The organism is Streptomyces sp. NPDC107528 (assembly GCF_055639295.1).
Genome location: NZ_JBVKAV010000001.1, coordinates 576,823 through 589,869, shown reverse-complemented (window position 1 = coordinate 589,869; position 13,047 = coordinate 576,823). Strand labels below are relative to the sequence as shown.

12 protein-coding genes and 1 pseudogene are annotated in these 13,047 nt (G+C 72.3%); 9 read left to right on the top strand and 4 right to left on the bottom strand.

Translation table 11 applies throughout. The features are described 5' to 3' along the window. Complete coding sequence (locus ACZ7L5_RS02930) at positions 1–1,119, bottom strand: glycoside hydrolase family 43 protein (RefSeq protein WP_471513848.1); 1,119 nt, start codon at positions 1,117–1,119, stop codon at positions 1–3. A gap of 926 nt (positions 1,120–2,045) precedes the next feature. Here ACZ7L5_RS02930 and mmuM point away from each other — a divergent pair. Next, positions 2,046–2,969 carry a homocysteine S-methyltransferase gene (gene mmuM / locus ACZ7L5_RS02925; protein ID WP_471514491.1) on the top strand — a complete coding sequence of 308 codons (924 nt, stop codon included), beginning with the start codon at positions 2,046–2,048 and terminating at the stop codon, positions 2,967–2,969. A gap of 308 nt (positions 2,970–3,277) precedes the next feature. On the opposite strand, the gene ACZ7L5_RS02920 is transcribed toward mmuM, so the two are convergent. Next, positions 3,278–4,858 (bottom strand): carboxylesterase/lipase family protein, encoded by a 1,581-nt coding sequence (locus tag ACZ7L5_RS02920; protein ID WP_471513846.1) that lies wholly within the window; start codon positions 4,856–4,858, stop codon positions 3,278–3,280. Between the two features lie 546 nt (positions 4,859–5,404). On the opposite strand from ACZ7L5_RS02920, the gene ACZ7L5_RS02915 reads away from it, so the two are divergent. The 4 genes from ACZ7L5_RS02915 (at position 5,405) to ACZ7L5_RS02900 (ending at position 9,808) form a co-directional block, all read left to right on the top strand. Beyond that, entirely contained in the window at positions 5,405–6,418 is a 1,014-nt protein-coding gene (locus tag ACZ7L5_RS02915) for a hydroxyacid dehydrogenase (RefSeq protein ID WP_471513844.1), read from the top strand. A gap of 399 nt (positions 6,419–6,817) precedes the next feature. Further along, positions 6,818–7,870, top strand: coding sequence for a LacI family DNA-binding transcriptional regulator (locus tag ACZ7L5_RS02910; protein ID WP_471513842.1), 1,053 nt, complete (start codon positions 6,818–6,820; stop codon positions 7,868–7,870). 117 nt (positions 7,871–7,987) lie between these two features. Next, positions 7,988–8,452, top strand: a complete 465-nt coding sequence (locus ACZ7L5_RS02905) for an SRPBCC family protein (protein ID WP_328878412.1) — start codon at positions 7,988–7,990, stop codon at positions 8,450–8,452. A 198-nt stretch (positions 8,453–8,650) separates the two neighbouring features. Further along, entirely contained in the window at positions 8,651–9,808 is a 1,158-nt protein-coding gene (locus tag ACZ7L5_RS02900) for a ferritin-like domain-containing protein (protein ID WP_471513840.1), read from the top strand. Positions 9,809–9,898: 90 nt separating this feature from the next. Here ACZ7L5_RS02900 and ACZ7L5_RS02895 read toward each other — a convergent pair whose 3' ends face one another. Continuing rightward, positions 9,899–10,546 carry a ThuA domain-containing protein gene (locus ACZ7L5_RS02895; RefSeq protein ID WP_471513838.1) on the bottom strand — a complete coding sequence of 216 codons (648 nt, stop codon included), beginning with the start codon at positions 10,544–10,546 and terminating at the stop codon, positions 9,899–9,901. Positions 10,547–10,602: 56 nt separating this feature from the next. Between ACZ7L5_RS02895 and ACZ7L5_RS02890 the strand changes: the two are divergent. The 4 genes and pseudogenes from ACZ7L5_RS02890 to ACZ7L5_RS02875 all read left to right on the top strand — a co-directional run. Continuing rightward, positions 10,603–10,707, top strand: a pseudogene (locus ACZ7L5_RS02890) (DUF5954 family protein); the annotation flags it as partial. Next, positions 10,707–11,294: a DUF5954 family protein gene (locus ACZ7L5_RS02885; RefSeq protein ID WP_471513836.1), complete on the top strand. Its 588-nt coding sequence runs from the start codon at positions 10,707–10,709 to the stop codon at positions 11,292–11,294. The pseudogene ACZ7L5_RS02890 and the gene ACZ7L5_RS02885, both read left to right, overlap by 1 nt. Continuing rightward, on the top strand, positions 11,269–11,901 hold the full coding sequence (locus tag ACZ7L5_RS02880; protein WP_471513834.1) for a VOC family protein: 633 nt from the start codon (positions 11,269–11,271) through the stop codon (positions 11,899–11,901). Before ACZ7L5_RS02885 ends, ACZ7L5_RS02880 begins: the two co-directional genes overlap by 26 nt. Positions 11,902–11,953: 52 nt before the next feature. After that, a complete protein-coding gene (locus tag ACZ7L5_RS02875; RefSeq protein ID WP_471513832.1) occupies positions 11,954–12,361 on the top strand; it encodes a VOC family protein in 408 nt (135 codons plus the stop codon). On the opposite strand, the gene ACZ7L5_RS02870 is transcribed toward ACZ7L5_RS02875, so the two are convergent. Continuing rightward, positions 12,338–13,030, bottom strand: coding sequence for a DUF6597 domain-containing transcriptional factor (locus tag ACZ7L5_RS02870; RefSeq protein WP_471513830.1), 693 nt, complete (start codon positions 13,028–13,030; stop codon positions 12,338–12,340). The two genes, ACZ7L5_RS02875 and ACZ7L5_RS02870, sit on opposite strands and share 24 nt — an antisense overlap. Positions 13,031–13,047: the final 17 nt, after the last annotated feature.

Genomic DNA, 13,047 nt, shown 5'->3' with positions numbered 1-13,047 from the left:
TCACGCACTCTCCTTGACGGTTGCTGCGGTCGCGGCGGCCGTCTCCGCCACGGGTATGCCGAAGTTCGGGGTGCCGTCCGCGTTCCAGCCGAGCTTCTGGACGCGGGTGTGGCGGTTGGGGTCGTTCAGCGGGTCGCCGACGATGTCCTTGTACTGGCGGGCGTGGTAGACGAGGACGTCGGTGCGGCCGTCCTCGGCGACGGTGAAGCAGTTGTGGCCGGGACCGTACTGCTTGGTGCTGTCGTTGCTGGTGAAGACGGGGGTCGGGGACTTCGACCAGTTGGCCGGGTCCAGCAGGTCGGCATCGGCGTCGACGGTCAGCATGCCGACGCAGTAGTGGTGGTCGGTCGCGGACGCCGAGTAGGTCAGGAAGATCCGGCCGTTGCGCTTCAGGGCGTACGGCCCCTCGTTGACCTTGAAGCCGATGCACTCCCAGTCCAACTCGGGTGTCGCCAGGCGCACTTGAGGACCGGTGAGAGTCCACGGGTTCGCCATCTCGGACAGGAAGAGACCGGTGTTGTTGTCCAGCCCCGGTTCGTGCTGTGCCCAGCAGAGGTAGCGGGAGCCGCGGTGGGTGAAGGTGGTGGCGTCGAGGGAGAAGGTCTCCCAGGCGGTCTTGACCTGGCCCTTCTCCACCCAGGTGCCCTTGAAGGGGTTGGGGTGGGAGTTCTCCAGGACCCAGATGCGGATCTGCCACACGTCCTCGGCGGGCGCGGCGGCGAAGTAGATGTACCACTTGCCGCCGATGCGGTGCAGCTCCGGCGCCCAGATGTGCGCGCCCATGTCGCCGGTGGGGTGGGCCCGCCAAAGCACCGACTCGGCGGCCGTGGACAGGCCGTTCAGGGTGCGGGAGCGGCGCAGGACGATGCGGTCGTACTCGGGGGCGGTGGCCGTGAAGTAGTAGTAGCCGTCGGTGTGCCGGTGGATGTGGGGGTCGGCGCGCTGCTGGACGAGGGGGTTCACGTAGGGGGTCGCCGTCGGGGGTGCGGCGTGGGCGACGCCGGGGACGGCGGAGGCGGCGGTCAGGGCACCGGCGGCTGCGGCGCCCATCAACAGCAGCCTGCGGCTGGGGGCTTGGGGGCCTGGGGGCACTTGGGGCAGATCGTGATCGCGGCTCATGCGGGGGGGGTGCCTCTCAGTGAATGTTCGGAGCGCAGGGGCGTTTGAGGGGCTCAAGGGCGTTCGGGTCGTTCGGGTCGTTCGAGATAACGAACGGGATCTGTCATTACGAACGACTGAAAGGTAAGGGTGTGTTACCAGGAGGTCAACGAGTCCGGCGAGACAAAGAGAATCGCCGGACTTCTGTTATCGGCGCCCCGCTCCGCCCGTCCCCATCACGTGCGCAGCCATACCCACAAGACAGCAGCGGCCGTCGGTGCCCCGGCAGCCGTCGCCGCCCTGACCGTTGCCACTCCCCTGCGGCCGCCGCCGGCCGGGACGTCACCGCCGACGTCCTCGCCGACCGGGACGTGACACTCAGCGGCGACACGGTCGTCACCGTGCCGCCGGGAACGACGACGTACGACGGCGTCTTCCGCGGCCGGGGCACGCTCACCGTGCGCGGCACCGGCACGCTGGTCCTCACCAGGGACAGCGACTTCACCCTGCCGAAGTCCCGGCAGCGGCAGCAGGTGAGCGTCCTCGGCGGCAACCACCCGTACGTCACCACGACCGACGCCGACCCGCCCGCCGTCACGGTCGCGCGCGGGGCGACCCTGCAGTTCGGCAACGGCGGTACGGCCGGGCTGATCGGCCACTTCCCGTACAACACCCCGGCGTTCCGGCTGAACCAGGACAACATCCGGGTCGACGGCACCCTGCGGCTGTCGCTGAGGAGCGCCTACAACGCTGCTCGTGGGGCTGGCGGTGCCGGCTACGAGGTTCGGGCCGGGACGTGGACGGGGACAGCGGCCAGGAGGGCGGCACGCGGCGCAGGGCCGGTGATCGGACGGCGATCGGCGGGCGACGGACGACGGTCGCTCGCGGATGACCCGTGGCCTGTCCGCATGCCGGTCACCCACCCCGTCTCGACTACCGTCGTCTTCATGACCAGCACCATCACCCTCGCCGAGGCCCTCGCCGCCGGGACCGTCGTGCTCGACGGCGGGATGTCCAACCAGCTCGAGGCCGCCGGGCACGACCTGAGCGACGAGCTGTGGTCGGCACGGCTGCTCGCGGAGCGGCCCGAGGCGATCACCGAGGCGCATCTCGCCTACTTCGAGGCGGGGGCGGACGTGGCGATCACGTCGAGCTACCAGGCCACCTTCGAGGGGTTCGCGAGGCGCGGGATCGAGCAGGGCCGCGCGGCGGAACTGCTCGCCCTGAGCGTGGAGTTGGCGCGCGAGGCGGTTCGGCAGGCGCGGGGTGAGGGCGTCGCGCGGCCGCTGTGGGTGGCGGCGTCCGCCGGCCCGTACGGGGCGATGCTGGCGGACGGCTCCGAGTACCAGGGGCGGTACGGGCTGAGCGTCGACGAGCTGGAGCGCTTCCACCGGCCCCGCCTTGAGGTGCTGGCCGGGGCGCAGCCCGACGTACTGGCGCTGGAGACGGTCCCGGACGCCGACGAGGCGGAGGCGCTGCTGCGGGCGGTGCGCGGACTCGGTGTGCCGGCCTGGCTGTCGTACTCCGTCGCCGGTCACCGCACCCGCGCCGGGCAGCCGCTGGAGGACGCCTTCGCCCTGGCCGCCGACGCCGACGAGGTGATCGCGGTCGGCGTGAACTGCTGCGCGCCGGAGGATGTGGAAGGCGCCGTCGAGATCGCGGCCCGCGTCACGGGCAAGCCGGTCGTGGTCTACCCGAACAGCGGCGAGGCCTGGGATGCGCGGGCCCGGTCCTGGTCCGGCGAGGCCGGCTTCGCCGCCGAGCAGGTCGAGGCCTGGCGGGCATCGGGCGCACGGCTGATCGGCGGGTGCTGCCGGGTGGGCCCGGAGGCGATCGGCTCGATCGCACGGACTCTGTCGGCGGCGCGGTAGCGGGACGCGCGCCCGGCCCGGGCCCGCGCGGCGGCAGCCACGGTGGAGGGAAGCGCCGACCGACGGGCACGGACCGTTTACGCGCGGCCCGACGCTTGAGGCGGGGACGCCGACGCCTGACACCCCGAAGCCCCGAGGCGGCACGCCCGACGCCTGACGCCTGACGGCCCGACGACCGACGCGCCGAGCACCGCCGCCCGACAGGGGACGCCAACGCCCTGACGCAGGACACCCCAACGCCTGACGCCGCATGCCCCGAAGGAGTAGCGGGCAGGAGGAAGGCGGCTCCGGGCGGCGTGGCCGTCGGGTCAGTGGCGGCGGACCGCGCCGGGCAGACGAAGCCGTCGTACGACCGATCTCATCTCCGTGCCGCGCGGCGGCGGCGCATCGTCGGCAAGGGCCGAGGTGGGCATGGCCTCGGGCGGTGCGGCCGTGGCCCACAGGGCGAGCTCGGGGTCGCGGGGGCCGAGCGCGGTGCGGGTCTCGCCGTCGCCGAAGATCCGCACCGGGTGCGAGTCGTCCCAGGTCTGCCACCCCGGATCGCCCTCCACCGCGAACCGCACCCACGCGCGGTGCATCTCGTCGGCCAGCTCCTGCGGCGCTCCTTCGCCGGCCAGCTTGCGGGACTCGGGAACGTCCCCGGTGTCGAAGACGAAGCCGAGCTCCAGCGCGTGGCAGGCGCCGAGGCCGGGGAGGGTGGAGGGCCAGGCGAACTCGTACACGTACGACGATCCGGGGCGGGCGTCGGCCAGGCGGTGCAGGGGCCCGCGCAGCAGGTGGTCGGTGACCATCTGGCCGACGATCTCGGCGGTGCCGGCCTCGGGGTGCAGGGCGCGGTAGCCGCGGGGCACGTCGGCGCCGACGTGGCAGCGGGCCATGGCGCCGGCCAGGGCGACCGCGCCGAGCCGGTCGACCCGCTCCATGAGCCCGCCGGGCACCAGCCACAGCCGGTACTCGTCGCGGGTCCAGCCCATCATCAGGTCCACGCCGGAGGCGGCGTCACCCTCCGTGAGCGCTTCCAGGGGGTCCTGGGGGACGATGTCGCCGTCGACGACGATCCCGAAGGCGGGCCCGCCCACCACGGGGCTGCTGAGCCGGCCCACGTCGGCCTGGGTGCGCAGGAGCAGCTCGCGGTCGACGTCGGCGAAGGCCGCGGCGGTGGCGGGAATCCTCAGCCGGTTGGCCATCCGGCGCACCATCCGCCGTACCTTGTCCCGCTCGGCGGCCTCGGGCGGCCCGCTCTGCAGGATCGCCCGCCGGACCAGGCCCTGCGCCTGCGGGGCGGCGAGCAGCGCGCCGATGCTGATCGCGCCGGCGGACTGGCCGAACAGGGTGATGCGGCCGGGGTCGCCGCCGAACGCCTCGATCGAGGCGTGCACCCACTCCAGGGCGGCCAGCTGGTCGCGCAGGCCGGGGTTGGCGGGCGCGTCCGGGAAGTAGCCGTAGCCCTCGACACCCAGTCGGTAGTTGACGGACACGAGGACGACGCCGTCGCGGGCGAAGGGCCGGCCGTCGTACACGGGCACGCCCGAGGAGCCGCGGGTCAGGGCGCCGCCGTGCAGCCACACCATGACCGGGAGCCGGGCGGCCGGGCCCGGCTCGGGGGTCCAGACGTTGAGGTTGAGGCAGTCGTCGCCGGGCACGACGGGGTCGGACAGGTACTGGGCAAAGGCCTCGGAGTACGGCGGCTTGGGCGGCGTCGGCCCGAAGTCCGCGGCCTCGCGCACACCGTCCCAGGGCTCGGGCGGCACGGGCGGCCGAAACCGGTGCGGGCCGAACGGCGGCGCCGCGTAGGGAATGCCCCGGAACACCGCGACGCCGTCTTCGTACCGGCCCCGCACGGCACCGTAGGGCGTGCTCACCACGGGGTCTGTCCGGACTGCCGTCATACGTCCACCAGCCTCCTCACCGCGCTCGTGCACCGTGAAGATCAGAGCACCTAATTGTGGCCCGATATTCCGGCGCACGAGCGGTTGTGAGGGCTATTCGGCTTACACGGCTACTGGGCGTACATCAGGGTCCAGTTGGTTCGCGAGCAGATCACGGGGCCCACGTGGTAGGGGGCGTCACCGAACCCTCTGATCTCACCGGTGGCGAGGGTGGTCCAGGTGACGCCGCCTCGGTGGACAGGCTGCGGTGAACACGGTCCCGTGGCACTTCAGCCGCGGCAGGGAGGGCAAAGGGCGGCCGTGCCGCTTCCGGTCAAGGCGGACCTTCCGGCGACGGTCGTGCGCAGCACGAGCTGCGCGGTGGTCCCGCCGTGACGATCGCCCCCGCGGTCCAGGGCGGAGCGCTTCGCTCCTCATCTCACCGAATCTCACCGATTGACCGGCCCAACGACCGGATCTACGGTAGAAGGCGCTTTCTGAAACGTTTTTCCGTTCAGCGTCGCCAGTGTCTCGAATCCTTGCTCAACTCGGCGCCTCAGGAGAGTCATGCCCAGCCCGCACCCCTTGAGGGCCGTGTTCGCGATGGATCCGGTGCACCTCCCCCTGCTGTTCCCGCCACCGCTCATGGCCCGGCTGCGGCAGGCGGCCGAGCTCGACCCCACGCTCGTCGTACGGGACTTCACCGACCCGGCCGCGGCCGGGATCCTCGCCCGGACCGAGGTGCTCATCACCGGCTGGGGCTGCCCCCGCCTCGGCACCGACGTCCTCACGGCCGCACCCGAACTGCGCACGGTATTGCACGCCGCCGGCTCGGTCCGCTCGCTGGTCGGCGACGCGCTGTGGAAGGCCGGTGTCACCGTCTCCAGCGCGGCGGCCGGCAACGCGCTGCCCGTCGCGGAGTACACGCTGGCGATGATCCTCCTCGCAGGGAAGGACGCCTTCGCCCACCGGGAACGTTTTCGCAGCACCCATGCCTACCCGACGCATCGCGAGACCGCCGCGACCGGCAACGTCGGCCGCAGGGTCGGCGTCATCGGGGCGTCGCGCGTCGGCAGACGCCTGCTGGAGCTGCTGCGGCCGTTCGACTTCACGGTGCTGCTGCACGATCCCTACGTCAGCGCGGCCGAGGCCTCCGACCTGGGCGCCGAACTGCTGTCGCTGGACGGCCTCCTGCGGCGCAGCGACATCGTCAGCCTGCATGCGCCGGACATCCCCGAGACGTACCGGATGCTCGACGGGGAGCGGCTGGGCCTGATCCGGGACGGGGGCGTACTGATCAACACCTCGCGGGGGGCGTTGGTCGACCCCGCGGCGCTCACGGACGAGCTTGTCTCCGGGCGGCTGCACGCGGTGCTCGACGTGACCGAACCGGAGCCGTTGCCTGCCGGGTCACCGCTGTATCACCTGCCCAATGTCTTCCTGACCCCTCATATCGCCGGGTCGCTCGGGAACGAGCTGGAGCGGCTCGGGCGGATCGTGGTGGAGGAGCTGGAGCGCGTGGTGGGGGGCGGGGGGCTGGTGCATGAGGTTCGGGAGGGTGATTTGGGGCGGGTGGCTTGAGACTGGGGGCATTGCGGCGGCTTGGGCCTGCAGCTGAGGTGCCGAGTGTCTGGCTCGGTCGCCTACGGGCGCCTCAGCCGGTGTCGTCGGCGCGGTGACGTTGGTGGGCGCTTGTCCGGCGTTGGGCGAGTGCCCACCAATCTGAAATATGCCCGGCGTTGGGCCCGCATGCCGTGGATCTCGTCGACTCGGCGTTCGCGGCCGACTTCACGGGCTTCCGTCTCACCTGCTGGTGACGCCGGGCGCGTTCGAAGTTTCGAAAGCCGTCGTCGGTGGAGTCCTTGGAACTCCGGCCTCTTCCGGACTCATCGCGGCGAACCTAGGGTAGGAAGCGCTTACTGTTTCCGCGCTGGTCGAAACTTTTCAGGGCCCTCGGGCGGGCCGGAGAGGTGGTTCCCGATGGTCCGTACGGGCAGTGCGAGCGTGGCGGCCGGTCCTACCCTGGCGGTCGTGGCCCGTGAGGCCGGGGTGTCCGTGCCGACCGCGTCCAAGGTGGTCAACGGCCGGGAGGACGTGGCCCCCGAGACCCGCCGCCGGGTCACCGAGGCACTGGACCGGCTCGGCTATGTCCGCAGACCGCGCTTCGACGCGGCGAAGACGCCGGGCCTGGTCGACCTCGTCGTGCACTCGCTGGACAGCTCCTGGTCGGGCGCGGTGCTGCACGGAGTGGAGGCGGCGGCCCACGACGCGGGCCTGGAGGTGGTTGTCTCGGCCGGGCTGACCCGGACGCGGGGCGGCCGTCCGGAGCGCGGCTGGCTGGACAAGCTCATCGCGCGGGGCTCGTCGGGGGTGCTGTTCAACCTGGCCGAGCTGACGGCGTCGCAGTACGCGTGGCTGGAGCAGCGCCGCGTCCCGTTCGTGATGATCGACCCGGTGCTGGATCCGCCGCCGGGCGTGGTGTCGGTGGGCGCGGCGAACTGGCACGGCGGCGTCCTCGCCACCGAGCATCTGCTGGCGCTGGGGCATGAGCGGATCGGCGTGATCGCCGGTCATCAGCGCAAGATGTGCAGCACCGCCCGGGTGGCCGGCTACCGCTCGGCGCTCGCCGCGGCCGGGGTGCGGCACCGCCCCGAGTACGTCCGGCACGCGGGCTTCGACGAGGGTCTCGCCCGCCGCCGGATGCTGGAGCTCCTCGACCTGCCGGAGCCGCCGACGGCGGTCTTCGTCTGCTCCGACCGGATGAGCCTCGGTGCCTACGAGGCGCTGGCGGAGCGCGGGTTGAGCGTGCCCGACGGCATGAGCGTCGTCGGCTTCGACGATCTGCCGGAGGCCCGCTGGATCGCCCCGGCCCTCACCACGATCCGCCAGCCGCTGTCGGAGATGGCGGCGACGGCGTTGCACCTGCTGGTGCGGATGATGGACGGGGAACGGCCGGAGAGCACACGGACGGAGTTGTCGACGCGTCTGGTGGAGCGGGCGAGCACGGCGGGGCCGCGCGGGCTGTCCCGCTGAGTCCTTCACCTGGTTGGCCGGGCGGGCCCCCACTACAGGTGCTCGGGGTGCCCGGGGCCGCTAGCGTCGAAGGCCAGGTCGAGCAGCTCAGGATCTTCCAGAAGGAGCGTGGTCGGTGTGGCCCGGAATCGCCGTCTGATCCTGAGCCCGCCGTCCAAGGTCTGGAGCCTGCTGTCCGACGGCCATCGCTACGGGGAGTGGGTGTCGGGCACCCAGCAGATCCTCGCCGCGGACCCGCACTGGCCCGCCGTGGGCGCCCGTCTGCAGGTCCGGGTCGGCGTCGGCCCCGCGGTCCTGGACGACACGTGCGTCGTGCGGATCTGTGAACCGGAGCGCCGTCTGGAGCTGGAGGCGAAGGCGGATCCGTTCGGCGCGGCCCGCATCGCCATGCGGTTGATCCCCTGGGGCGAGAACACCCTCTTCATTCTCGACTGGCATGCCCTGCGGGGCCCCGGCGTCCGCATGCACGGGCTCCCCGTCGACTATCTCGTCCGGATCCGCAGCGGCATGATGCTCACGAAACTCGCCCGGATCGCGGTACGCGAGGCCGGCGACAGGACCGTCGACGCCCACACCCACTGAGCGGTTCTCCGGCGCCGTACCGACCCTGATCGCGTTGGACCGACAGGGTGGTTGATGCGCCGCCCGGCCCGTCCGCCCTGGTGGCGACGTTGATCGTTGCTAGCTTCGCGAGCTGTCCGAGGGTCCCGCGTCCCCCAGGGCATCGAGCCGAGGCGGGGCCGTGGCGATGAGCTGAGGCGAGAGTCGAGAGTGACGGGTATGAGCGAAGAGCCGGACAGGCAGACAGTTGCCCCGTTCAGGCGCAGGAGTTTCCTGGCGTCGGCCGCGTTGGCGAGCGGCACCCCGGCCGCGGTCGCGGTCGCCGGTCCCGCGGAGGCTGCCGCGCCCCCGGCAGGCGGTGCGCTCGCGGCGCCCGCCCTCGGGTCCGTGGCACGGCTGCTGGCCGTTCCCCAGGATGGCCGCGGAGTCGACTGGATCAGGTCGGCCCTTCAGGTCGCCGTCGCACTGGAACTCGCCACCATCCCGCCCTACTTCTGCGGCCTGTGGTCCGTCAAGGACCGCCGCAGTGAGGTCGCGCGGCTGATCCAGCGCATCGTCGGCGACGAGATGTACCACCTCGGCATCACCTGCAACCTTCTCGTGGCCGTGGGCGCAAGACCGCAGATCAAGGCCGCCGCACCCGTCTACCCGGGGCCGCTGCCCGGCGGTGTCCGTGCCGGAGTGCACGTCTACCTGTCGGGCCTCACCAAGCCCTTCGTGCGCGATGTGATGATGGCGATCGAGGCCCCCGAGGAATCGCTCGTCCGGAGCGTGCAGGCCTCCCCCACCGTCGGCGAGTTCTACGAGGGGCTGCTGAACGCGTTCCGGACGGTGCGGCCGGAACTGTCGGTGCAGGGACAGCTGTCCCAGTACGTCTTCTCCGACGATCTGTCTCCGATCGCGAACCTCGACCACGTCGAGCAGGCCATCCGGATCATCATGGAGCAGGGCGAGGGCACCACCAGCTCCCCGTCCGCTTCCTTCGAGGACGACCACCCCGCGCACTACTACGCCTTCGGCGAGATCTACCACGGCAGGGAGCTGCGCCGGACGGACGACGGCTGGCAGTACGTCGGCGCGCCCGTGCCCTTCCCCGACGTACGCCCCATGGCCCCGGTCCCGGTCGGCGGCTGGCCCAACCCGCCGGCCCGGGTCCGCCAACTCCTGCACCAGTTCGACGCCACCTACAGCACCGTGCTGGACACTCTCGACGCGGCCTGGGCCGGCGGCGGCCACCGCACCCTGGGCGCTGCCATCCACGCCATGCACGGCCTGGAGAGGCCCGCCGTGGAACTGATGGAGACCCGCAACCCCTACGCCCCCGGCACCTACGGCCCCCAGTTCCGCGCCCTTCCCAGGCGGCGCAGCGCGTCCTGACGCCGTAGCGGCAGCGGTACGAGTCGAACCCCGGCGCGGGACGAACGCGCCGGGGTTCGACGCCGTGGAGCACCCCGGACTCCGCGTGCTCTAGTCCAGTCCCGCCGCCCAGTTGATCCCGCCGAGGAGATGGGCGCGGAAGTCGGGGTTCTCGTAGGCCTCGGGCGCGTGGCCGAGTGCCGTGTAGAAGGCGCGGCCGGATCCCTGGTCGCGGCACCACACCAGCGGGTGGTCCCCGCCCATGCCGCCTCCGTCGTACGACGACTCGTCGGCGCAGGCCAACACCCGTACCGTGGCACGGGGGTTGGTTCGGAAGTCGTACCACTCGTCGACGAAGTCCCATACGGCGGGCAGGTGCCGGGTGGCCGGGTGCTCGCGGTCCTCGACGAGCGCCTTGCCCGGCTGGTGGTCGGGGTGCCGGTCGAACCGGGCGCCCAACAGCTCACCGTAGTACGGCCAGTCGTACTCGGTGCAGGCCGCCGCATGCACCCCGACGAAGCCGCCGCCCCCCTCGACGTACGCGGCTAGCCGTTCCCGCCCGGCGGGGGTGAGCACCTCGCCGCTGGTGGAGAGGAAGACGACGGCCGCGTATCGGTCGAGGGGTTGCTCGAAGGCCGTGGGGTCCTCTGTGTGGTCGACCTCGAAGTCACCGATGGTGCGTACGGCTTCGACGCCGGCCGGGATGGACGCGTGCCGGTAGGCGGTGGTGCGGGTGCAGACGAGCAGTCGCACGGACATACGGGCGAGCCTAACGGCCCGACACCCCGGGTTGTCGGGCCTCTTCACCCCAGCCCATGCGGGAGGCCGACGCGGTGAACGCCTCGCTGCGCTGTCCGGGGTTCGCCCTGCGTGGGCCGGTGTTCGGGGTCGCCGTGCAGGATCCGTCGGTCGGGCCCGAGTGGCGGGTGCTGAAGCCGGTGGTGAACGGGACGCCGCAGATCTGCCGGGACACGCTGAACGGACCTGGGACCCGCTGGCGGGCGCCGTGCGGGCGGGACTTCGCGACCGGGGCGTGCGCTTCCCCGCGGGCGCCCGCCGGGACTCGGAGCGGGCCGTGCTCACACATCCGCGGATCGTGCTGCTGCCCGCCTGCTTCGGCGTCGTCGAGCGCGAACGGACCGGCTGGGAGCCGGCCCTCGCGCTCCAGCCCACCGCGCATGACGCCCGCCGGGTGCTGTACGACGCAATGGCCGAGATGTGGCCCGTGCTGTACCGGTTCGACGACGCGACGAAGGCCCTCCACGCCAAGGCCGCGGATCTGCCGCGTCCAGCGCCTGGTCCGGACGGGTGCCGACGGGCCGGAGCCGCCGCGCCCGTCCGACGTGGACGAGTACGGGCCCATGAAGATCCATCCGACTCTGCTGGAGGACGGCACGATCATCCACGACGGGTGAGCCCCGCCTTCCGCCTGGCGCACAGGTGTTCCATATCGCGCGCCGCTCTGCGTAGCCTCGGCTGCGATGAACGCCATTCCCGCGCTCCTTGACCACCTCGTCCTCGTGACGCCCGACCTGTCCGCCACGGTCGCCGACTTCGCCCGGCGCACCGGCGTGACCCCCGCCCCGGGCGGCGTGCACGTCGGGCTCGGCACCCGCAACTACCTGGTGTCGCTGGGCGGAATGAGCTACCTGGAGATCATCGGCCCGGACCCCGAGCCGTCCGCGAACGACGCGCCCCGCCCCTTCATGGTCGACGGGCTCACCGTCCCGCGCACGGTCACCTGGGCGATCAGCCCGCCCGACCTGGACGCCGCCATCGCCGCCGCCCGGGCCCGGGGCTACGATCCCGGCCCGGCGCAGTCGATGAGCCGCCGCAGACCCGACGGCACCCTCCTGGAATGGCGGCTCACCGACGGCGACGACGCCCACCCCTCCGGCCTCGTCCCCTTCCTCATCGACTGGAGCGCCACGGTCCACCCCACCGCCTCGGACCTGCCCACCACCCCACTGCTGTCCCTGTCCGCGACCGCCCCGGAGCCGGACGAGATCCGGCCCCTGCTGTCGGCCCTCGGCACGGACCTCGACCTGACGACGGGCCCGGTGGGGATCACTTTCACGGTGGACACGCTTCTGGGGCCGGTGACCTTCGACTGAGGTGTCCGATTCCTTCAAGACCGGCCGGCGCCGGCGTGCATACGGTGGCCGCATGACTCCACGATTCGATGCCATCGGCCTGGTCGTCTCCGACATGGCCGCCTCAGTCACCTTCTACCGCCGCCTCGGGTTCGCGTTCCCCACGGGCGCCGAGACCGAGCCGCACGCCGAGGCCGAACTGCCGGGCGGGCTGCGGCTGCTGCTCGACACCGAGGAGACGGTGCGGTCCTTCCTCCCCCAGTGGCAGCCGCCCACGGGTAGCGGCCGTCACTCGCTCGCCCTGCGGTGCGAGGGTCCTGCCGAGGTCGACGCGGTGTACGAGGACCTGGTCGGCGCCGGTTACCACGGCGAGCTCAAGCCGTGGGACGCCTTCTGGGGCCAGCGGTACGCCTCCGTCCAGGACCCCGACGGCAACGGCGTCGACCTCTTCGCGCCGCTAGGCGCCGCTCCGGCCGAGTAGCTCGCCGAGCGGTACGCCCGCCAACTCCTTGACATCCCGGGCCAGATGAGCCTGATCGGCGTACCCCGTCCGGACGGCCGTGTCCGCGAACGGGACACCGTCCCGCCCCAGCGCGAGCGCGCGTTGCAGCCGCAGGATCCGGCCCAGCGTCTTGGGGCCGTACCCGAAGGCGGCCAGGCAGCGACGGTGCAACTGGCGTGCGCCCAGGCCGAGTTGGTCCGCCGTGACGGAGACGGGGTGGCCCGCGTCCAGCGCCTTGACGATCTGCCGCAGGACAGGGTCGGGCGGCTCCGCAACGGCCGCGCACTCCAGCGCAACCTCCTCCAGCGCGGTCACGGGGTCGGCCGCCGCCTCGATACGTCCGCGCAGGAGCCGTACCTCCGCGGCCGGCCACAGGTCGGCGAGCTCCACGCGCCGATCACGCAGCTCGTGCGCGGGCACACCGAGGAGGGCGGGCGCAGCGCCGGGATAGAAGCGGACGCCGGCCCAGGTACTGGGCTCCCTTTCCGTGACGAACGCGCGTGTGTCGGGCCCCGCGACGAGCAGCCGTCCCTCGTGCCACAACAGGTCCATGCACCCGTCGGGCAGGACACGCCCCGCGCCGGTGTCGGACGAGGCGTTCGTCCAGACCACGGCGCCGGGCAGCCGGGACGCCCTCTCCTCATACACATACGCCAGCGTAAGCG